Source organism: Kocuria sp. ZOR0020 (assembly GCF_000800955.1).
Taxonomy (GTDB): Bacteria; Actinomycetota; Actinomycetes; order Actinomycetales; family Micrococcaceae; genus Kocuria; species Kocuria subflava.
The window spans coordinates 1-21740 of the sequence record NZ_JROX01000143.1 but is presented as its reverse complement, the minus strand read 5'-3'; the positions used below and the strand labels follow the sequence as shown (position 1 = coordinate 21740).

Sequence of the window (21740 nt, the reverse complement as noted above, 5' to 3'; positions counted from 1 at the left end):
GACAACGACGCCGACACTCACGTGAGTGTCGGCGTCGTTGTCTGTGTGGGCGCTGGAACCACGCTTTTGCCGGTGTCCCAGCGGCAACGGTGGCCGAAACCGAGTTGTGAACGGCCCTCATGGGCCGGGGCAGGGCTCAGTTGGCGCTGATGTGACCGTGTCCGGTGGGGCGATCCATGGTGGCGGACGGAGTCCATTCACCGGTCACCAGGTAAGCCACCTTGCGGGCCACGGACACCCCGTGGTCACCAATGCGCTCCAGGTAACGGGCGGAGAGGGTGACGTCCACGGCGGTGCTGACCGGAGAGTCCCAGGAGTCGCTGCCCAGGGCATTGAACACTTCCTGGTGGAGGGCGTTGACCTCACCCTTTTGGGTGTAGATGTCATCAGCCACGGACATGTCCCGGGTTTCCAGGATCTGGATGACGCCCTGGATGATCTGCAGGTCCAGATCGAACATGCGGCGGAAGGTCTCTTCCAACTGCTGCGGCAGAACGGGCTCGGGGTAGCGGCGTCGTGCATCCTGCGCCAGGTGACGGGCAAGGTCGCCCATGCGCTCCAAGGAGGAGCTCATGCGCAGAGCACCCACGATCATGCGGAGGTCGGAGGCCACGGGGGACTGCAGGGCCAGGATGTCGATCGAACGCTCGTCCAGCTCGTTCTGCATGAAGTCGATCCGGGCATCCCCGGCAATGACTTCCTGTGCGGTTTCCAAATCGGCCTCCAGGAAGGCCTGGCGGGCCTCGGTCAGGGCCTTGTGCACCAGGGTGGCGATCTCCACCAGTTCCTCGCCAACCTGCTTGAGTTCTGCCTGGAAAACTTCGCGCATCACGCGCTCCTCTCGAATCTTGTGCCCACTGCTGTGCTGCGGCGGGTGCCGAGCGTTGAGGGTGTTGATGAGTGGGCACGGCTGCGCCACTTCAGATCCAGCCATCAAGCCTACCGCCGATCTCCGCGCCGTGGCGGGTTCGCGGGGAGACGCGAGGGGGCGCTTAGGTGAACGTCTGGCCAACTGCCAGGGAATCATCCGTGACACCGGGGCCGCAGCGGATTTCAACGCCACTTTTGTGCCGCAGGTTGGGGATCGCCCGCATACGCTAGGGGCGTGGATTCTTCCGTCGTTGCCGCAGTCGCAGGGCTGATCGGCCTGCTGCTGGGCTTGAGTGGCCTCCTGGTACTCAGGGGGACACCCCGCCGTCGTGCGGATGCCTCGGAGATCGCCGAGCCCGGGCTTACCGACGGCGCTGCCGATGTCCTCTCCGTGATCGGACAGGCCTATGTGGTGGTGGACGGTGTGGACGGCGTGGTCCGTGCCTCCCCGGCCGCTTACGCCTTTGGGCTGGTGCGCGGCTACGTGGTGGTTCAGGAGGACTTGCTGCGGATGATCCGTACGGTGCGTGCCACCGGGGTGACCGGCGAGTGCCGGTTGGAAATCGGGCCGGGGGGCAATCAGCCCGGGACCACGGTGCTGGACATGCGGGTGGCCATCCTGGGGGATGAATACGTGCTGTTGCTGGCGGAGGACCAGACGGAGATTGTGCGGGCGCAGTCGGTGCGCAGCGATTTTGTGGCCAACGTGTCCCATGAACTCAAGACCCCGGTGGGTGCAATTCGCCTGCTCTCGGAGGCCATTGACGATGCCGCTGACGATCCTGAAGCCATCCGCCACTTCACCAAGAGCTTGCACAAGGAATCCGCCCGGCTCAGTGCCCTGGTGCAGGACATCATGGAGTTGTCCCGCCTGCAGGGCACGGACGTGGTGGCCGCAGGCCAGCCGGTGGACCTGGACCGTGTGGTGGGGGAGGCGATTGACCGCAATCGGCTGACTGCCGAATCCCGGGAGATCAAAATCGTGGCCGGCGGGCGCATCAACGCCCAGGCTTTCGGCGACGTCGATCTTCTGACCACCGCCTTGCGCAACCTGATCGACAACGCCATCCGCTACTCCCCGTCCGGAACCCGCGTGGGAATCGGGCTGCGGGAACGTGACGGCATGATCCAGATTTCTGTCACGGACCAAGGCCCCGGCATTTCGGAGGAGGAGCAGGAGCGCATCTTTGAGCGCTTCTACCGCGTGGACACTGCTCGTTCCCGCCAGACCGGTGGCACCGGGCTGGGGCTGAGCATTGTCAAACACGTCATGCAGCAGCACGGCGGTGAGGTCACGGTCTGGTCCAGAGAGGGCCACGGCTCCACGTTCACCTTGTCCATTCCCGTCATGGAGGACATGGACTTCCCGGAAACCTTGGCGGAGTCCTCATCCGCTCACGACGACGCCCGCATCGGCGCCACCTTGATCCCTGAACCGAACGGAGAACGAGCATGACCCGAATCCTGATCGTGGAAGATGAGGAGTCGCTGTCTGATCCGCTGGCCTACCTGCTGGGCCGTGAAGGATTCGAGTCCCAGGTGGTGGACAACGGCCTGGATGCGGTCACGGAGTTCGAGCGCAACGGTGCCGACCTGATCCTGTTGGACCTCATGCTACCGGGGCAGTCCGGTACGGAGGTGTGCCGTCAGATCAGGCAGAAGTCCGTGGTGCCCATCATCATGCTCACCGCGAAGGATGCGGAGATTGACAAAGTGGTGGGCCTGGAGCTCGGTGCGGATGACTACGTGACCAAGCCGTATTCATCCCGCGAGTTGGTGGCTCGAATCCGGGCGGTGCTCAGGCGCCGCACGGAACCCGAGGACACGGACTCCACCACGGTTGCCGCAGGCCCCGTTCGCATGGACGTGGAGCGTCACGTGGTGAGCGTGGACGGGGAGAACGTGAGCATGCCGCTTAAGGAGTTCGAGCTGCTGGAGATGCTGCTGCGCAACGCCGGCAGGGTGCTCACGCGCGGGCAGCTGATCGACCGCGTGTGGGGCTCGGACTACGTGGGGGACACCAAGACTCTGGATGTGCACGTCAAGCGCCTGCGCTCCAAGATTGAACCCGATCCGTCCGATCCGCGGTACCTGGTCACGGTGCGCGGGTTGGGCTACAAGTTCGAGCTCTGAGTCCAGCCCTCCGTTCAGAGCGTTCTGCGGTGAGCCACCACCGCTGCTTGGCCGAGCAAGATTGAGTTCACGGAAGCAAGACTGAAGTCACCGATCATGATGAAGGGCCCCACGCCGTGGCGTGGGGCCCTTCATCGCTTCAAGAGTCCTGTGGGGTCATGCACCCGTGAGGTGGGTCAGTGACCGCTGCCGTGCTCCGCAGCACCCGGGGTGTTGGACGGGTTGGCCGGAGTCTCCGGGGCGCCGCCGGGGATGTACTCGGCGTAGCGCGGGAAGGTGTGATCCAGAACCGGCACTGACTTGGTCAGCTCGGACTCGCCGGTGTCAAAGGTGGTTTCCACCATCATGCCGGGCTGGGCGCCGGCCTGATCCAAAGTGGCCTCGTTCTCCGAGTCCTGCAGGCGGGTTTCACCGTTGGCGGGTACTTCAACCTCGGCGGAGGCCTGATCCGTGGTGACCGTCAGGGTGATGTCCTGATCGGTCTTGTTGACCACGGTGCCCAGGATGCGTCCGGGGTCGTTCTCCGACTCCGCCACAATCAGGATGTTGTTCAGCGAAACCTGGTCCATCTCCTCCACGATGCCGTCACCCGGGGAGTACTGCATGGTGGTGGCTTGCGGGTTGATGTACGAGCAACCTGTTACGGACAGGGTGGCTGCAACGACTGCTGCGCAGAGGCCAGCCATCTTGGCCTTCTTGCGGGCGGCGATGTTCACGGCGCGAACTCCTCGACGGTTCGGTGGCTTTCTGCCTCATGCTATCCGCTTGGCCACGGATCGTCTGCATCCGCTCGCGGGGGATTGCCGTGGGATGGCAACTCGACCCGCTTCTGCGGCCTGATCGCTGGCCGCGGACGCCCGAAAGCGAGGCACATCACCGTGCTAGAATTGCTCGTCGGAAAGGGGCACATTACATGGTTTTTGAGGTTGGCGAGACAGTCGTCTACCCCCACCACGGGGCGGCACTGATCGAGGAGATCAAGACCCGCACCATCAAGGGTGAAGAAAAGATGTACCTCAAGCTCAAGGTCACCCAGGGTGATCTGGTGATTGAGGTTCCGGCAGAGAACGTTGATTTGGTGGGCGTCCGCGATGTTGTGGATGAGGAAGGCCTCAAAGAGGTCTTTGCCGTGCTGCAGGCGCAGGACGTTGAGGAAGCCAGCAACTGGTCCCGCCGTTACAAGGCCAACGTGGAAAAGCTCGCCTCCGGTGACGTGCTCAAGGTGGCTGAGGTTGTTCGTGACCTGTGGCGCCGTGACAAGGACCGCGGCTTGTCCGCCGGTGAAAAGCGCATGCTGACCAAGGCCCGCCACATTCTGACCTCTGAGTTGGCTCTGGCCAAGGACATCGACGAGGACGAGGCGGAAAAGCGCCTGGACGACGTCCTGGCGGCCTGAGGCCCGCCATCCAGTAGGTTCCGGGCACGGAATCAGAACAGAACACTTGTGATTATGACGACGGCGAACCCGACTCCCGCAGGAGGGTTCGCCGTCGTTGTTGTTGCTGCAGGTTCTGGCACCCGGCTGGGGCAGGGCATCCCCAAGGCGCTGGTGGAGGTGGGTGGTGGCACCATCCTGAGCCACGCACTGGCGGGCATTGCCGCCAGCGGTGTGTGTGAAGGGGCAGAGGGGTGGCAGGCTCCCGTGGTCGTCACCGTGCCGCAAGGCGACACTGCCCTCACGGCTGTTGCCCGGTCTGCCGGGGCGCATGCGGTGGAGGGTGGTTGCAGTCGCGCGGCCAGTGTCCGTGAGGCCCTCCAGTTGCTGACCCGGCTCCGCTCCCAGGGCACGGCAGCTTTCCGCGGGGTCCTGGTTCACGACGCCGCCCGGTGCCTGACTCCGCCGGAGGTCTTCCACCGTGTGGTGGCAGCCCTGCAGGAGGGGCACCAAGCGGTGGTGCCCGTGTTGCCGGTGGTGGACACCATCCGTTCCGTGGACGCCCACGGCAACAGCCAGGGCACGGTGGAGCGCAGCCATCTGCGCGCCATCCAGACCCCGCAGGGTTTTGACTGGGACTTGATTGTGGACGTCAACGGTGCAGCCGGTCTCACGCACGATGACCGGATCACGGATGATGCCTCCCTGGTGGAGCAGTTCTCCGAGGTGCCCGTGCACACGGTGGACGGGGATGAGACCGCTCTGAAGATCACCCGTCCCATGGACTTGTTGTTGGCGCAGGCCATTCTGGATTCCCGCACTGACGCCGCCGGCTGAGCACCTGCACCCCAGAAAGGCCAGAACCACACATGAGCACCGAACACCCCTCATCAGCACCCATGAACCTGCCGCGTACGGGCATTTCCGTGGATGTGCACGCCTTTGCCTCGGATCAGGAATGTGCTGCTCACGAGTCCGGCACGGTGCAGCTGTGGCTGGCCGGTCTGCACTGGCCGGGGGAGCGGGGCCTGTCTGGGCACTCGGATGGTGACGTGGTGGCCCACGCCGCTGCGGATGCCTTGTTCTCAGCGGCCGGCTGTGGGGACCTGGGCTCCAACTTTGGTGTGGATCGCCCGGACATGGCCGGTGCTTCGGGGGAGCGGATCCTGCGGGAGGCGGCACAGATCGTGCGGGAGGCAGGTTTCATCCCGGGCAACATCGCCGTTCAGTTGATCGGGCAGCGGCCCAAGTTTGCCCCGCGCAGGGAGGAAGCCCAGGCGGTGTTGACCCAGTCCGCAGGATGCCCCGTGACGGTGGCTGCAACCACCTCGGACCACTTGGGTTTCACCGGGCGGGTGGAGGGGCTGGCTGCTGTGGCCACTGCCCTGGTGGTCCCGCAAGCCTGACGGCGGCTGGATCGTTAGACTTGCCAGAGTGACCCTGCGCTTCTACGACACCGCCACAGCATCCATCCGTGACTTCACACCTGTCCATCAGGGGGAGGCGCGGTTGTACTACTGCGGTGCCACGGTGCAGGGCCGCCCGCACATTGGGCATGTCCGCTCGGCCCTGGTCTTTGACATCCTCACCCGTTGGCTGCGTGATGGTCACGGCTACACCGTCACCTCCGTGCGCAACGTGACGGACATTGACGACAAAATTTTGGCCAATTCGCTGGCCTCCTTTGCCGATGGGTTCCAGGGTGATCACCCCCGGGAAGCCTGGTGGGCCTTGGCTTACCGGTTCGAGAAGATCTTCACGGAGGCCTACGGTGCACTGGGCATCGAGGATCCGACGTATGAACCCCGCGCCACCGGTCACGTTCCGGAGATGCATGAACTCATCACTGAACTGATTCAGGCCGGTCACGCCTACCCGGCTGAAGACGGTTCCGGGGACGTCTATTTTGATGTCCGGTCATGGCCCCGGTACGGGGAATTGACCCGCCAACGCGTGGAGGACATGCAGGACGCCCCGGACGCTGATCCGCGTGGCAAGCGCGATCCCCGGGACTTCGCCCTGTGGAAGGGGCACAAGGACTCGGATCCGGAGACTGCGGCCTGGGATTCGCCGTGGGGCCGTGGCCGGCCGGGCTGGCACCTGGAGTGCTCTGCCATGGCAGGCAAGTATCTGGGGGACACCTTTGACATCCACGGTGGCGGCCTGGACCTGCGCTTCCCTCACCACGAGAACGAACTGGCTCAGTCCGCTGCGGCCGGCCGCGGGTTCGCCAACTTCTGGTTGCACAACGGCCTGGTGACCTACCAGGGGGAGAAGATGTCCAAGTCCATTGGCAACACCATCTCCCCGGAGGAGATGGTGCAGATGGCCCGTCCGTTGGCGGTGCGCTACTACCTGGGCCAGGCTCAGTACCGCTCTGTCCTGGATTACCGGCCCACGTCCTTGGAGGAGGCCACGGCCGCCGTCGAGCGGGTGGAGGCATTCCTCAAGGCCGCGCAGGAGGCCGGCGTGGATCTGGGGTGGACTCCTGCGGAGATTCCCGCCAATTTCAGGGAAGCGATGGACGATGACCTCAACGTCCCCCGCGCACTCGGTGCCCTCCACGACGCCGTCCGCGCAGGCAATGCTGCCCTCCACTCCGTTCCTTCCAACGATGACGCTGCACCGTCATCTGCCGCCGGATCCGCCCGTGCGGTGGCTGCCATGACGGAGATCCTGGGGCTGCGTCAGCTCATGGATCTGGACGGTGCATCCGGTGCCGCTGGCGAGCACCAGGCGTTGGATCACCTGGTCAAGGACCTCTTGGAGCGTCGTGCAGCGGCTCGGGCATCCAAGGACTGGGCTGAGGCCGACCGCCTCCGGGACACCCTGGCGACAGCCGGCGTCCAGGTGGCAGACGGTGCCGGCGGATCCACGTGGTCGTTGGGTTGACAGACCCCAGCTTGTGACGGCCCTCATACGGGCCACTGGAAACTTTTGAAGAACAGGTAGGAACTTTCATGGCAACGTCTCGTCGTCCAGGTGCAGGTAACAGCAAGAAGAAGGGCCCCAGTGTGGGCACGGGCGGCCACGGTCGTCGTCGTTTGGAGGGCAAGGGCCCCACCCCCAAGGCCGAGGATCGCCCGTATCACAAGGCTTACAAGATGAAGAAGGCCGCTGAGCGCCGCAATGCTGCCCGACCCAAGGGTGCGGCAGAGCGCGGGCCCGTGCGTGGCCACAACCGCCGCGGCCCAGGAAAGACCGAGGATCTGGTCACCGGACGCAACGCGGTCCTGGAGTCGCTGCGGGCTGGTGTCCCGGCCAAGACCCTCTACGTGGCCACTCGCATTGAGGCCGATGACCGCATCCGCGAAATCCTCAAACTGTGCGCGGAGGGTCAGGTGCCGGTCCTGGAGGCCACCAAGCCTGAGTTGGACCGGCTCACGGAGGACGCCGTTCACCAGGGCGTTGCCCTGCAGGTCCCACCGTACGAGTACGACGACGCCGAAGATCTGATAGGCCAGGTCATGGCCACGTGGCAGAAGGACAAGTCGCAGCGCGCACCGTTGATCGTGGCCTTGGACGGCATCACGGATCCTCGCAATCTGGGTGCCATCATCCGTAGTGTCTCCGCCTTTGCCGGGGATGCCGTGGTGCTTCCGGAGCGTCGGTCCACCGGGGTCACGGCCACGGCGTGGAAGACCAGCGCAGGTGCTGCCGCCCGCGTGCCGGTGGCCAAGGCCACCAACTTGAACCGGGCCGTGGAGAAGGCCAAGGCCGCAGGATTCTTTGTGGTGGGTCTGGACGGCGGCGGGGACGTTGAGCTCCCGCAGCTGGATCTGGCCACGGAACCCTTGGTGGTTGTGGTGGGTTCCGAGGGCAAGGGCCTGTCCCGCCTGATCACGGAGAACTGCGATCAGATCGTCTCCATCCCCATTGACTCCGCCATGGAGTCGTTGAACGCGTCCATGGCCGTGGGCATCACGCTGTACGAGGTTGCGCGTCGTCGTGCCCGGTGAACGTCCCCTGATGCAGACCCCGGATCGTCCGGTCAGCAGTGCCCACCCGCGTCCGCGCTCGCGTCCTTTAGGGGTTTCCCGCACCCCCGGTGACAGCCTGGCGGCCAATGTGGCCGTGTGGGCGCCCGGACTGGAAGCAGTGGACCTGATCTGGTCCGAACCCGGGCAACCGTGGCAACGGCACACGCTGATGCACCTGGAAGGTGGGGTGCATTTTGACCTGATCCATGTCAGCCCGGACCGGGCACTGGCCTCAGCCAACAGTGACTTGGACCCGTACACGTTCATGGCTCTGCCGCCGGGGACCCGCTACGGGTTCATCCCCACATCTTCCAGCATGCTGCGCCAGCCCAACCACACCCCGGAAACCGAACAGATCTTCTTGGATCCGCACGGCCTGGGAATCGAGCGTGTGGCCCGTGCAGACCAACTGCCCGGACACGATGACCGCCCGGATGCCTACGGCACCCGTTATGTCTCCTCCGTGGTGGACGAACGGTTCGACTGGGGCGATGACGTCCACCCGGACATCCCCTGGCGGGACACCGTGGTGTACGAGGCCCATGTGAAGGGCCTGACCATCCAGCACCCGGACATCCCGGAACACCTGCGCGGAACCTACGCGGGGTTGGGGCATCCGGTGATGATCGACTACCTGAAGTCACTGGGCATCACCACCGTTGAGCTGCTGCCCATCCACGCCCACCTGGATGAAGCCCACCTCACGGAGAACGGGCTGACCAACTACTGGGGTTACAACACCCTGTCCTACTTTGCTCCGCACGCGGCCTATGCCACGGCGGAGGCTCGGGCTCGCGGGACGCAGGGTGTGCTGGATGAGGTCAAGGCCATGGTCAAGGCGCTGCACGCGGCCGGCCTGGAAGTGGTCCTGGACGTGGTCTACAACCACACGGCAGAAGGTGGCCCCACGGAGCAGCCGTATTGCTGGCGTGGCTTGGGCGATGAGCACTGGTACCGCCACCACAACGGGCACTACCTGGACATGACCGGGTGCGGAAACACCCTGGATTTTGCCAACCCCAACGTGGTGCGCATGACCCTGGACTCCCTGCGGTACTGGGTGCGTCAGGTTCACATTGACGGTTTCCGTTTCGATCTTGCGCCCACCCTGGCTCGGGATTCGCAGCACACCTTCAGCCAGCGCCACCCGTTCCTGGTGGCTGCCACCGCTGATCCCAGCATCGGCGCCTCCAAGCTGATCGCAGAGCCCTGGGATGTGGGCATGGGCGGATGGCAAACCGGAAACTTCCCGCCCGGATGGGCCGACTGGAACGATTCCTACCGGGACACCGTGCGTGAATTCTGGCTGACGGATCAGCGGGCCATTGCCAGCGGCGGAACCGGCGGAAGCCTGTCCCGGCTGGCTGATGCCCTGGCCGGGTCCAACAGTCGCTTTGAGGCCTCCGGGCGAACTCCGTTGTCCGCCGTGAACTTTGTGACCGCTCACGATGGCTTCACCCTGTATGACCTCACGGCGTATGACCAGAAGCACAACGAGGCCAACCGGGAAGGCAACCGGGACGGTACCAATGACAACCACTCGTGGAACCACGGGGAGGAAGGCCCCGCGCGCACTGCCTCGGTTAGGGCAGCCCGTGCCCGGACCGCACGCAACATCATGGCCACACTCCTGCTGTCCCAGGGCGTTCCCATGATCACCGCGGGGGATGAGTTCCTGCGCACTCAGGGCGGCAACAACAACGCCTACTGTCAGGATTCACCCATCGGCTGGGTGGATTGGAAGAAGACTCCGGCGGACCGCGCCATGCTGGCCTGCACCCAGGAGCTGCTGCGGTTGCGTCGCCGGTTCCTCCAGGACCAGCCAGAGGACTACATGCGCCGCGTCCATGACGTGCGCATGGAATGGTTCTCGCCCAGCGGCAACCACATGCACTCCTACGAGTGGCAGGCCGCCGGGTTCCGCACCGTTCAGATGGTCATTGGTGCCCGTGCCGGGACCACCACCGCGCTGGTGCTGGTCAATGGCAGTGCCCTCGATGTTGAGGTCACTCTGCCGTCCCAGGACGCGATCGAGGAGATCGTGAGCCGCGGGGAGGAAGCTGAGCCGGAGGACGCACCCACAGGCTTCGAGCTGCTGTTCTCCACGGATGCCGCCCTGCGGCCCAGCTACGGAATGCGTCTGTCCACCGGCGATTCGACGGTGGCGCCGTCCATGTCTGTCACGGTGTTGCGGTTGATCTGAGAGTCTGTCCTTTCAGCTCAGGAGCTGTTTCAGGCTGATCAAACAGAACGCCCGTTCCGGTGCATCCCGGAACGGGCGTTCTGTTTGATCCGCGGTGGAGGCTCACCCTCAGGCGTTGACCACCAGGCCCAACTCAGCCTTGTTGGTCAAGTGCTTGCTGTTGGGCAGCACCCGCACGGTGTACCCGAATGGCCCGGAGCGGTCGATGGTGATGGAACCGGTGAAGGCCCACTTGCCGTCGGTGGTGGCCCGCACCTGGTCCAGGACGCCAAAGCTGCGTTCGTGGATGTGGTCGGACTCGGACACCCGGCCGTAGCCGATTTCCACGGTGACATCATCAGGAGAGAGCTCACCCAACTGCACGTAGGCGGTCACGGTCAGGTTGTCACCGATCTGTGGGATCTCTGCAACGGCCTCAGCCTCCACGTGCTCCACCCGCACACCGGCCCAGCCTTGGCGGACGTGATTGATCCACCGGGAGGATTCGCGTGCTGCGGCATGCTCGGAGGCGGCTGCTTCACGTCCCGACAGTGCTGCCGGAATGTAGAGCTTGCGCACGTAGTCCTCCAACATGCGCTTGGCGGAGACCTTGGGGCCAAGGTTGGACAGCGTGTGCTTGACCATGGCCAACCACTGGTGGGGCACAACGTCGTCGTCGTAGGAGGCCTTCTCCCCGTAGAAGCGGGGGGCCACGTGATCCTCGATCAACTCGTAGAGGGCTGCAGCCTCAATGTTGTCGCGCTCCTCCGTGGAGGCCCGGTTGTCCGCGGTGGGGATGGCCCAGCCGTTCTGGCCGTCGTACATCTCGTCCCACCAGCCATCCAGCACGGACAGGTTCAGGCCACCGTTGATGGCGGCCTTCATCCCGGAGGTGCCACAGGCTTCCAGAGGACGCAGCGGGTTGTTCAGCCACACGTCACAGCCGGGGAACAGGGTGCGGGCCATGGCGATGTCGTAGTTCGGCAGGAACACGATCCGGTGGCGGACCTCCGGGTCATCCGTGAATTTCACCAGGTCGCGGATCATCTGCTTGCCCATCTCATCCGCGGGGTGGGACTTGCCGGCCACCACCAGCTGGACGGGGCGGTGGGGGTCCAGCAGCAGGCGCTTCAGGCGTGCAGGGTCACGCAGCATCAGGGTCAGCCGCTTGTAGGTGGGCACCCGGCGCGCAAAACCGATGGTCAGAACGTCCGGGTCCAGGACGGACTCGGTCCAGCCCAACTCGGCATCCGCGGCGCCACGCTTCTTCCAGGAGGCGCGCAGGCGGGCACGGACGTCCTCCACCAAGGCGGAGCGTAGTTCGCGGCGGACCTTCCACAACTCGGCGTCGTCCACCTTGTTGATGGCCCGCCACCGGGATTCCAGGTCCGGCTGGCTGCGGTCCACAGCCAGGACCTCCATGCGGGGATCGATCCAGGACGGAACGTGCACCCCGTTGGTCACGGAGGTGATGGGTACCTCGTCATGTTCAAATCCCGGCCAGAGCCCGGCAAACATGTCACGGGAGACCTTGCCGTGCAGCTTGGCCACACCGTTGGCCCGCTGTGCCAGGCGCAGACCCATCACGGCCATGTTGAACTTGGACGGGTCACCGCCGTCGTAGTTCTCGTCTCCCAGCGCCAGAATGCGGTCCGTGGGGACCTCCGGGGCAAGACCTGCGGAGAAGAACCGGTTGATCTGGTCCTTCTCAAACCGGTCAATGCCGGCAGGTACCGGGGTGTGCGTGGTGAACACCGTGGCGGAGCGGACGGCGGTCAGGGCCTCGTCCCAGGACATGGGTACCTGTCCGGTGCCTGGTGCCATGAGCTCGGAGATGCGCTCAATGCCCAGGAAGCCTGCGTGGCCCTCGTTGCAGTGGAACACCTCGGGGGCTGGGGCCCCGGTCAAACGGGAGAAGATGCGCAGAGCGCGCACACCGCCCATGCCCAGCAGCAATTCCTGCTGGAGGCGGTGGTCCCCGCCGCCACCGTAGAGGCGGTCGGTGATGTTGCGGGCGTGGTCGTCGTTGTCAGCAATGTTGGAGTCCAGCAGCAGCAGGGGGACGCGGCCGACGTCGGCGCGCCAGATCTGCGCCAGAAGTCGCCTGCCGTCCGGCAAGGGGAGGTCAACCCGTGCCGGCGTCCCGTCGTCCTCACGCAGCAGGCTCAGGGGCAGACCGTCCGGATCCAGAACCGGGTAGTCCTCCAACTGCCAGGCATCACGGGACAGGGACTGCTTGAAGTAGCCGTGCTGGTAGAGCAGGCCAACACCCACAATCGGGATGCCCATGTCAGAGGCGGTCTTGAGGTGATCGCCGGCCAGGATGCCCAGGCCGCCGGAGTACTGCGGAAGAACGGAGGTGATGCCGTATTCGGCGGAGAAGTAGGCAATGGACTTGGGGGAATCAGCAGAAACTTCCTGCTGGTACCAGAGGTCTTGGCCCAGGTAGGTCTCCAGCTCGGCGTCCTGCGTCTGAATGCGCTCAACCAACTCGGGATCTTCAGCGATCTGCTGAATTTCCTCGCGGGTCAAGGAACCCAGGAGCTTGACGGGGTCGTGATTGACGCTGTCCCAAGCCTGTGGGTTGAGATCAGCAAAGAGCTGTTCGGTGGATTTGTTCCACGACCAGCGGAGGTTGTTGGCGAGCCTGCTCAGAGGGCGAATCGACTCGGGGAGGACAGTGCGTACGGTGAACCTGCGGATAGCCTTCACAGGCGCAGAATATCGGGTGTATGCCTGTGGCACGATTCGAGCGGCAATCAGGCGCAATCGTGACGGGGATCTCTCCAGGTACTTCATCCGCGGCGCCGGACTGACTACGGTGAGACACGTGACTTCGTTGAACTCGAACAACTCAGCCAGCCCCACGCATTCCACGCAGGATCCGGCCACCAAACCGGCTCCCGCCCAGTCGCCGCTGAAGCCGACTGGTGTTGCCGCCGCAGGCACGCCGGAGTCCAGCGCCGTCGTCGATCGCTCCCATCTGGTTTACGGCCGTATCCCGATTGAGCAGGTCTCTCCCGTGGTGCACAACGGGCAGCGGCCGGCCACCGCGGTTCCGGGCGAATCAATCCGGGTGGGTGCCACCGTCTACCGGGAAGGCCATGACGCCCTGGGTGTGGCTGCCGTGCTGTACAACCCGGAGGGGCAGGAGACCGAGCGGGTTCTGCTCACCCTCAAGAGCAAAGGCACGGACCGCTTCGAAGGCTGGTTGACCCCCACCTCGGAGGGTGACTGGAGCTTTGCCATCGAGGGCTTCTCTGATGTTTTCGGCACATGGCATCACGACGCCGCCATCAAGCTGGCCGTTGGCCAGGACGTCGAATTGATGATGGATGAAGGCGCGCTGGTGTTCGAGCGGGCCGCAGCAGAGTCCGAGCGCCCGCAGGACCAGCGCAGCCTGTTCACCAAGGTTGCCGAACACCTCAAGGACCGTTCCGTGCCTGCCGGACAGCGCTTTGCAGAGGCCACGGATCGCGGCATCCTCTCCGCGGTGGAGCGCAACCCCATCCGCGCCCTGGTCACGGAATCGCAGCGCTACCCCATCCGTGTGGAGCGTGAAGCAGCCGGGCGCGGTGCCTGGTACGAGTTCTTCCCGCGGTCCGAGGGCGCGGAGTGGAACCCGGAGACCGGTCAATGGCGTTCCGGCACGTTTGTCACCGCCGCTGAGCGTCTGGATGCCGTTGCGGGGATGGGCTTTGACGTCATCTACCTGCCGCCCATCCATCCCATCGGTGTGGCCCACCGCAAGGGCCCCAACAATTCCTTGACCCCGGCTCCGGGGGACCCCGGTTCCCCGTGGGCCATCGGTGCAGCCGAGGGTGGCCATGACGCCATCCACCCGGACCTGGGCGGCTTTGAAGAGTTCGATGCCTTTGTGGCGCGTGCTCATGAACTCGGTCTGGAAGTTGCCCTGGACCTGGCACTTCAGGCGTCCCCGGACCACCCCTGGGTGCAGTCCAACCCGGAGTGGTTCACCACCCGCGCTGATGGCACCATCGCCTATGCGGAGAACCCGCCCAAGAAGTACCAGGACATCTACCCCCTGAACTTTGACAACGATCCTGAGGGCCTCTCCCAGGAGGTCTTGCGGATCGTGAAGTTGTGGATGTCCCACGGCATCCGAATCTTCCGCGTGGACAACCCGCACACCAAGCCCCTGTGGTTCTGGGAATGGCTGCTGGGGGAGATCCACAAGATCGATCCCGGAGTGGTGTTCCTGGCGGAGGCCTTCACCCGCCCGGCCATGATGCAGGGGCTGGCCAAGGCCGGTTACCAGCAGTCCTACTCCTACTTCACCTGGCGCAACGCCAAGTGGGAGTTGGAGGAGTACCTGGAGGAGATCTCCCGGGAGACCGCCTCCCACTACCGCCCCAACTTTTTTGTCAACACCCCTGACATCCTCACGGACTACTTTGTCCACGGCGGGCGCCCGTCCTTCAAGATCCGCGCCGCACTGGCCGCCACGGCATCACCGCTGTGGGGCATGTACGCGGGCTTTGAGCTCTACGAAAACGTCCAGCGCCAGGGTGCTGAGGAAGCCAACGACAACGAGAAGTACCAGTACCGTCCCCGCGACTTCGACGGCGCTGAGGCCCGCGGTGACTCCTTGGCCCCGTACGTCCGCCGCCTCAACCAGATCCGCCGCGAGCACCCCGCTCTGCTGGATCTGCAGAACCTCACCCTGCACAACACGGATGACGACGCCGTGCTGTGCTTCTCCAAGACCAAGACGGTCACGGACGACGACGGCGAGCACGAGGACACCCTGATCGTGGTGGTCAACACCGATCCCCATTCAGTGCGAATTGCCAACATCGATCTGGACCTGGATGCTCTGAAGCTGCGTCCGGAGGACCGTCATGAGGACGGCACCTTCTCCGCAGATGATCTGCTGACAGGTGCTTCCTGGAACTGGGGCGAGCACGTGTGGGTGCGTCTTGACCCGTTCTACGAGCCCGTCCACATTGTGCAGGTCCGCCGCAGCCGCTGATCACAGCACCTGCGGGCAATGTTGCAACATCAGAACCGGCCGTGCAGGCGTCATCGTCAGGTGACGGTGCACGGCCGGTTCTGTATTGCCAGTATTCTTAGACCGCATTGTTGGCCTGACGTCAGAGTTGATGCAGGTTGGCCTGAGCGGTTCCGTCCGAACAATCCAGTCCAGGAGAGCGCACGCCTGTGAACGCCTTGAACCCCTCCAACTTTGGTGTCCATGCCCCGGGTATTTCCCACGATCCCGACTGGTTCCGCAAGGCCGTGTTCTACGAGGTCCTGGTCCGGGCCTTCTCGGATGCCAACGGGGATGGTTCGGGTGACTTCTCCGGTCTGATCGACAAACTGGACTACCTGCAGTGGCTGGGAATCGACTGCCTGTGGATTCCGCCGTTCTACGAGTCCCCGCTGCGTGACGGCGGCTACGACATCTCCGATTACTACTCCGTGCTGGATGAGTTCGGGACCGTCTCCGACTTCAAACGGTTGGTGGCAGAGGCCCACGCTCGTGGTCTGCGTGTGATCACGGATCTGCCCCTGAACCACACCTCGGATCAGCACCCGTGGTTCCAGGCCTCCCGTGAGGATCCGGACGGCCCCTTTGGTGACTTCTACGTGTGGTCTGACACGGATGAGCTCTACCAGGACGCCCGCATCATCTTTGTTGACACGGAGGAGTCCAACTGGACCTTTGATCCTGTGCGCCGGCAGTTCTTCTGGCACCGGTTCTTCTCTCACCAGCCTGACCTCAACTTTGACAACCCCAAGGTTGAGGATGCCGTGTTCGACGTCGTGAAGTTCTGGCTGGACATGGGCATTGACGGCTTCCGCGCCGATGCCATCCCGTACCTGGTGGAGGAGGACGGCACCAACTGTGAGAACCTCCCGGGCACCCACGACTTCCTGGTGCGCCTGCGCCGCATGGTGGATGAGCAGTACCCGGGTCGCGTGATCATTGCAGAGGCCAACCAGCCGCCGGAGGAAGTGGTGGAGTACTACGGCTCGGAGGAGGACCCCGAGTGCCACATGTGCTTCCACTTCCCGATCATGCCGCGGATTTTCTACGCGTTGCGGGATCAGAAGGCTGCTCCGATCGTGGAGACCATGGATGCCACCCCGGCCATTCCGCGGGGCACCCAGTGGGGTACGTTCCTGCGCAATCACGATGAACTGACCCTGGAAATGGTCACCCCGGAGGAACGCCAAGCCATGCTGGGCTGGTACGCCCCGGATTCGCGGATGCGCGCCAACGTGGGCATCCGGCGTCGTCTGGCCACGTTGCTGGACAACTCCCGGGCGGAGACCGAGCTGATCCACGCCCTGCTGTTCGCCATGCCGGGCAGCCCGTTCCTGTACTACGGGGATGAGATCGGCATGGGGGACAACATCTGGCTGGATGACCGTGATGCCTCCCGTACGCCCATGCAGTGGACCCCGGACCGCAACGCCGGGTTCTCCAATGCGGATCCGGGCAAGCTGTACCTGCCGGTGGTTCAGTCCCTGGTGCATCACTACGGGCAGACCAACGTGGAGGCCCAGCTGGCTTCCTCATCCTCCCTGCTGCACTGGGTGCGGCGCATGCTGCTGGTACGCAAGGAACACGCGGCCTTTGGCATGGGGGATTACCGCAACGTGCCCACGGATCACGGATCCGTGTTGGCCTTTGTCCGCGAATACCGCGCGGAGGATGACCGCCACGGTCCGGCCTCGGAAACCTTGGTCTGCGTCTTCAACCTGTCCCACACCCCGGCCCGGGCCACACTGGACCTGGCCGAATACGCGGGCCGCGGGTTGCGGGAGATCTTTGGTGGCGAGGAGTTCGGTGCTGTGGGACAGGACGGCAACTTCCATGCCACCTTGGGTTCGCAGGACTTCTACTGGTTGCGTGTGCGCAGCGCCCCGGACTCTGACGGCAACCAGCCGGAAACCCGTGCCCTGCCCATCGTCTCGTCCCTGGGCTGAGCCCAGTCCCCACCGGGCGGCGCACCGCGCCGTCGTCGTTGACCGCCGCAGGAAAACCACAAGGAGTGGTGAAGTTGAGCACCCAGACCACGGTGACTCCCCATCCGCAGCTTGAGCAGTTGTTGGCGCAGTGGCTTCCGGGCCGCCGCTGGTACCCGTTCGAATCATCCGCTGGGACCCCTGATGTGAGCGTGGTGGCTCGCATTCCCGTGTCCTGCTCCTCGGCTCACAACGACGACGACGCGGCCGCCATCTACCTGGTGCAAGCCGTGGTAGGCCGGCGCCGGGAACTGCTGCAGATCCCCCTGGTGGTAAGCACCTCCGCCGGGCCTGGGGACATCGGCCAGGCACTGATTGACGGTGCGCAGAAGTTCGTGCGAGAGGCCGTGGACAGTCCTGAGTTCCTGGACGGTGTTCTGCGTTTGCTGCACGGTTCAGGTGAACTCCGATCCGGTGGGGCCAGGTTGACTGGTGCTTCCAACACGTCTTTGACTGCGGTCTCGGAGGTCAAGGCATCCGAACAGGTCCAGGTGATCTCCGCCGAGCAGTCCAACACCTCCGTGATCGTCCGCCCGGTGGAACCGGGGGAGTCAGCCGTGATTCTCAAGTTCTTCCGCGTGGTCTCAGATGGTGTGAATCCAGACGTTGAGGTCGGGCGAGAACTGACGGAGCTGGGATCCTCCGTGGTTCCCCACACCTGGGGATGGGCGGATCTGACCTGGTCCCAGGCCTCTTCTCAAGACTCGGACACCGCCGCCGTTTCTGCCAGCACCGCCGTGGGACAAGTGGTTGTGGTGACCGAATTGGTGGATGGCGCCGCAGATGCCTGGGCGCAAGCCGTGGAGGCGGCTTCAGCCAACCGGGACTTCTCGGCAGAAGCCCGCGAGTTGGGCCGAGCAACGGCTCGGATGCACAGGGACCTGGTCAGTGCCTTTGGAGAACAGGCGGCGGATCCGGCGCGGCGTCGTCGTTTGTTGGACGGGATCACCCAACGCCTCGCGTGGGCGGGCAAGGAACTCTCCCCGGCACTGGATCGCCACGCAGAAGCGTTGGAAGCCGTGGTGGAGAACCTGGAGGACGTCCAGGACCTCCCCGCCCTGCAACGCATCCACGGTGACTACCACCTGGGGCAGGTGCTGCATGGTGCCGACGGCGCCTACCGGATCCTGGATTTTGAAGGCGAGCCACTGCGGCCCATCCACGAACGTGTGGTGCCGGATCTGGCGCTGCGGGATGTGGTGGGCATGCTGCGGTCCCTGGATTATGCCGCGGCCTTCGGTCACAAGGAATCCGGGGCGGACACCACCCAGTGGGGAGAAACCGCAGCGGATGCGTTCCTGGAGGGATGGTCCTCCGTGAGCTACCAGCCCGTGGACCGTGAGGACCCTGTGTTCCGTGCACTGTGGCTGGACAAGGCCCTTTATGAGGTGGTCTACGAAACCCGTAACCGTCCTGACTGGATTGACGTGCCCATGGCTGCGGTCACTGCTGCACTGTCCGACTCAGAGGCAACCCAGTCAGTTGAACCCGGCACCACCCCGCAAGACCATCAGCACGGTGACGTCACAGAACCCAACAATGACGCACCCGTGACTCCCGCAGTTGAGAGAAACTCCGCTGGCTCTCTACCGTGGGCGCAAGCCTCCAGCGAAGACGCTGTTGAAGAGCCCTCGAACACCGGAAGCGAGCACCCCGTGGCAAACACCATCTCCGAGGACGTCCTGGCCGCAGTGGCCGAGGGGCGTTACTACGATCCCCACCAGGTTCTGGGCGCGCACCCGACCGGTGAAGGGACGGTGGCCATCCGGACCCTCCGGCGATTCGCCACGCATGTTTCGGCCGTGCTGGCCGATGGCACCACCCACCGTCTGTCCCATGAGTGGGGTGGGATCTTCTCAGGGCACATTCCGTCTGAGGACGGCACCGTTCCCGACTACCGACTGATGGTCACCTGGGGCAACCAGGAGCCGATCGAACTCGATGACCCGTACCGTTACGCGCCCACCCTGGGGGATCTTGACCTGCACCTGATCGGTGAAGGCCGCCACGAAACCCTGTGGGAATCCTTGGGCTCGCACGTGCGCAGCTGGCCTTCCAGCTTTGGCGAGATCAAGGGCACCAGCTTTGCTGTCTGGGCCCCCAACGCCCAGGCCGTACGGGTGATCGGTGACTTCAACGGATGGGACGGCACCGAACACGCCATGCGCTCGCTGGGCGGCAGCGGCGTGTGGGAGGTGTTCATCCCGGGTGTTGGCGTGGGAACCACCTACAAGTACCGGCTGTTGGGCCGTGACGGTCAGTGGCGGGACAAGGCCGACCCCATGGCCCGCTGGACCGAGGAGCCCCCGCGCACCGGATCACGCGTCTGGGACGGCGACTACGAATTCTCCGACCAGACCTGGATGGAACAGCGCGCCCAGACTGATCCGCACAACTCACCCATGAGCGTCTACGAGGTGCACATTGCATCCTGGCGCCAGGGGCTCTCCTACCGCGATTTGGCCACCGAGCTGGTCAACTACGTCCGCGATCACGGCTTCACCCACGTGGAATTCATGCCAGTGGCGGAACACCCGTTCGGTGGTTCCTGGGGCTACCAGGTCACGGGCTACTACGCGCCGTCGTCGCGATTCGGCAACCCCGATGACTTCAAGTACCTGGTCAACGCACTGCACCAGGCCGGAATCGGCGTGCTGGTGGACTGGGTCCCCGGGCACTTCCCCAAGGATGATTTCGCCCTGGCCAAGTTCGACGGCGAGGCCCTCTACGAGCATCCTGACCCCCAGCGTGGTGAGCACAAGGACTGGGGCACTCTGATCTTTGACTACGGCCGCACCGAGGTGCGCAACTTCCTGGTGGCCAACGCACTGTTCTGGTTGGAGGAATTCCACATCGACGGTCTGCGCGTGGACGCCGTGGCCTCCATGCTCTACCTGGACTACTCCCGTGAAGACGGCGAATGGTCACCCAACCAGTTCGGCGGCCGTGAGAACTTGGAGGCCATCGGGTTCCTCCAGGAGGCGAATGCCACTGCCTACCGGCGTAACCCCGGCATTGTGATGATTGCCGAGGAATCCACCGCCTTCCCGGGTGTCACCCAGCCCACGGAGAGCAACGGTCTGGGCTTTGGCATCAAGTGGAACATGGGCTGGATGCACGACTCCCTGGAGTATGTGTCCGAAGACCCCATGTACCGCCACTACCACCACGGCAAGATGACCTTCTCCCTGGTGTACGCCTACTCGGAGAACTTCATCCTGCCGATCTCCCATGACGAGGTGGTCTACGGCAAGGGTTCACTGCTGCGCAAGATGCCCGGTGACCGTTGGAAGCAGCTGGCCGGTGTCCGTGCCTACCTGTCCTTCATGTGGGCACACCCCGGCAAGCAGTTGATCTTCATGGGCCAGGAGTTCGCTCAGGAATCCGAGTGGAACAACGAACGCAGCCTGGACTGGTGGCTGGCTGACACGGAACCGCACCGCGGCGTGCAGGAGTTGGTGGCACGGATCAACGATGTCTACAAGGACACCCCCGCGCTCTGGGAGCAGGACAACACGCCTGACGGTTTCAACTGGCTGGATGCCAACGACGCCGGGCGTAACACGTTGTCCTTTGTGCGGTGGGACAAGCAAGGCAACCCACTGGTGTGCGTGGTCAACTTTGCCGGTAACCCGCACTACGACTACCGCGTGGCCCTGCCGTTCGCAGGTGACTGGGAAGAAGTCCTGAACTCCGACGCCGATCAGTACGGCGGATCCGGTGTGGGTAACGGTGGCACCGTGAAGGGTGTGGACGAGCCTCACTACGCCCAGCCGGCACATGCTGTGATCACAGTTCCGCCTCTGGCAGCACTCTGGTTGCGCCCGGTCCAGAACTGAACCGTGGCTTGACTTGGACGATCGCCCCAACCGCTTGACGGTTGGGGCGATCGTCGTATCCGGCGGTTGCGATGCTGTGGCACCGGGTGTACTGTTTCACGTCGTTGCTCCGGCGGCCTCCGAGAGGAAGCGGCCAACACTCCGAACGAACCAGACGTTCACCTCCGGGAAACCGGGAGTTGACGAGATGGCAAACGGATGGATAGAGTAGCGGAGCACTTCGGCAAGGTGAGATTCACCGATCAGCCACTTCCACGAACATCACAGCAGGCTTAGCGGCCTCTGGTTCGTCGTGTGGCGGTGAGGATCCCTTGATCGATCTGTTGTTTGAGAACTCAATAGTGTTTCATGTTTGTTGATACCAA

The 21740-nt window shown here is 64.2% G+C and carries 14 protein-coding genes; 11 read left to right on the top strand and 3 right to left on the bottom strand.

The window, feature by feature from the left end:
- Nucleotides 1-136: 136 nt before the first annotated feature.
- Entirely contained in the window at nt 137-829 is a 693-nt protein-coding gene (gene phoU, locus L979_RS09060; protein ID WP_047691872.1) for a phosphate signaling complex protein PhoU, read from the bottom strand.
- Nucleotides 830-1105: 276 nt separating this feature from the next.
- Here phoU and L979_RS09055 point away from each other — a divergent pair, with 276 nt between their 5' ends.
- The gene (locus L979_RS09055) at nt 1106-2326 is read left to right on the top strand and encodes a cell wall metabolism sensor histidine kinase WalK (protein ID WP_081994183.1); all 1221 of its coding nucleotides are present in this window, start codon (nt 1106-1108) and stop codon (nt 2324-2326) included.
- Complete coding sequence (locus L979_RS09050; RefSeq protein WP_047691869.1) at nt 2323-3003, top strand: response regulator transcription factor; 681 nt, start codon at nt 2323-2325, stop codon at nt 3001-3003. The genes L979_RS09055 and L979_RS09050 overlap by 4 nt, the downstream gene beginning before the upstream one ends.
- A 176-nt stretch (nt 3004-3179) precedes the next feature.
- On the opposite strand, the gene L979_RS09045 is transcribed toward L979_RS09050, so the two are convergent.
- Nucleotides 3180-3719 (bottom strand): DUF4179 domain-containing protein, encoded by a 540-nt coding sequence (locus L979_RS09045; RefSeq protein WP_052209723.1) that lies wholly within the window; start codon nt 3717-3719, stop codon nt 3180-3182.
- Between the two features lie 197 nt (nt 3720-3916).
- Here L979_RS09045 and L979_RS09040 point away from each other — a divergent pair, with 197 nt between their 5' ends.
- From L979_RS09040 to glgX, 6 genes are all read left to right on the top strand, one after another.
- Nucleotides 3917-4399: a CarD family transcriptional regulator gene (locus L979_RS09040; RefSeq protein ID WP_047691866.1), complete on the top strand. Its 483-nt coding sequence runs from the start codon at nt 3917-3919 to the stop codon at nt 4397-4399.
- Nucleotides 4400-4453: 54 nt separating this feature from the next.
- Nucleotides 4454-5215, top strand: a complete 762-nt coding sequence (gene ispD, locus L979_RS09035; RefSeq protein WP_047691864.1) for a 2-C-methyl-D-erythritol 4-phosphate cytidylyltransferase — start codon at nt 4454-4456, stop codon at nt 5213-5215.
- A 32-nt stretch (nt 5216-5247) separates the two neighbouring features.
- A complete protein-coding gene (gene ispF / locus L979_RS09030) occupies nt 5248-5784 on the top strand; it encodes a 2-C-methyl-D-erythritol 2,4-cyclodiphosphate synthase (protein ID WP_047691861.1) in 537 nt (178 codons plus the stop codon).
- Nucleotides 5785-5812: 28 nt separating this feature from the next.
- Nucleotides 5813-7270, top strand: coding sequence for a cysteine--tRNA ligase (gene cysS / locus L979_RS09025; protein WP_047691858.1), 1458 nt, complete (start codon nt 5813-5815; stop codon nt 7268-7270).
- Between the two features lie 68 nt (nt 7271-7338).
- Entirely contained in the window at nt 7339-8337 is a 999-nt protein-coding gene (gene rlmB, locus L979_RS09020) for a 23S rRNA (guanosine(2251)-2'-O)-methyltransferase RlmB (protein ID WP_047691855.1), read from the top strand.
- 10 nt (nt 8338-8347) lie between these two features.
- Nucleotides 8348-10561 carry a glycogen debranching protein GlgX gene (gene glgX, locus L979_RS09015; protein ID WP_052209725.1) on the top strand — a complete coding sequence of 738 codons (2214 nt, stop codon included), beginning with the start codon at nt 8348-8350 and terminating at the stop codon, nt 10559-10561.
- Between the two features lie 108 nt (nt 10562-10669).
- Here glgX and glgP read toward each other — a convergent pair whose 3' ends face one another.
- Nucleotides 10670-13252, bottom strand: a complete 2583-nt coding sequence (gene glgP / locus L979_RS09010) for an alpha-glucan family phosphorylase (RefSeq protein ID WP_047691852.1) — start codon at nt 13250-13252, stop codon at nt 10670-10672.
- A gap of 118 nt (nt 13253-13370) precedes the next feature.
- Between glgP and L979_RS09005 the strand changes: the two genes are divergently transcribed.
- The 3 genes from L979_RS09005 (at nt 13371) to glgB (ending at nt 21375) form a co-directional block, all read left to right on the top strand.
- Nucleotides 13371-15533 (top strand): alpha-1,4-glucan--maltose-1-phosphate maltosyltransferase, encoded by a 2163-nt coding sequence (locus L979_RS09005; RefSeq protein ID WP_369792986.1) that lies wholly within the window; start codon nt 13371-13373, stop codon nt 15531-15533.
- Between the two features lie 188 nt (nt 15534-15721).
- On the top strand, nt 15722-17497 hold the full coding sequence (gene treS / locus L979_RS09000; protein ID WP_047691849.1) for a maltose alpha-D-glucosyltransferase: 1776 nt from the start codon (nt 15722-15724) through the stop codon (nt 17495-17497).
- 68 nt (nt 17498-17565) lie between these two features.
- Complete coding sequence (glgB, locus tag L979_RS08995; protein ID WP_231559482.1) at nt 17566-21375, top strand: 1,4-alpha-glucan branching protein GlgB; 3810 nt, start codon at nt 17566-17568, stop codon at nt 21373-21375.
- The last annotated feature ends 365 nt before the right edge of the window (nt 21376-21740 follow it).

What these genes read in the sequence shown, in the direction of transcription:
- phoU (WP_047691872.1), bottom strand. Translation starts at nt 829, where the DNA reads ATGCGCGAAGTTTTCCAGGCAGAACTCAAGCAGGTTGGCGAGGAACTG.
- L979_RS09050 (WP_047691869.1), top strand. Translation starts at nt 2,323, where the DNA reads ATGACCCGAATCCTGATCGTGGAAGATGAGGAGTCGCTGTCTGATCCG.
- L979_RS09040 (WP_047691866.1), top strand. Translation starts at nt 3,917, where the DNA reads ATGGTTTTTGAGGTTGGCGAGACAGTCGTCTACCCCCACCACGGGGCG.
- ispD (WP_047691864.1), top strand. Translation starts at nt 4,454, where the DNA reads ATGACGACGGCGAACCCGACTCCCGCAGGAGGGTTCGCCGTCGTTGTT.
- ispF (WP_047691861.1), top strand. Translation starts at nt 5,248, where the DNA reads ATGAGCACCGAACACCCCTCATCAGCACCCATGAACCTGCCGCGTACG.
- rlmB (WP_047691855.1), top strand. Translation starts at nt 7,339, where the DNA reads ATGGCAACGTCTCGTCGTCCAGGTGCAGGTAACAGCAAGAAGAAGGGC.
- glgX (WP_052209725.1), top strand. Translation starts at nt 8,348, where the DNA reads ATGCAGACCCCGGATCGTCCGGTCAGCAGTGCCCACCCGCGTCCGCGC.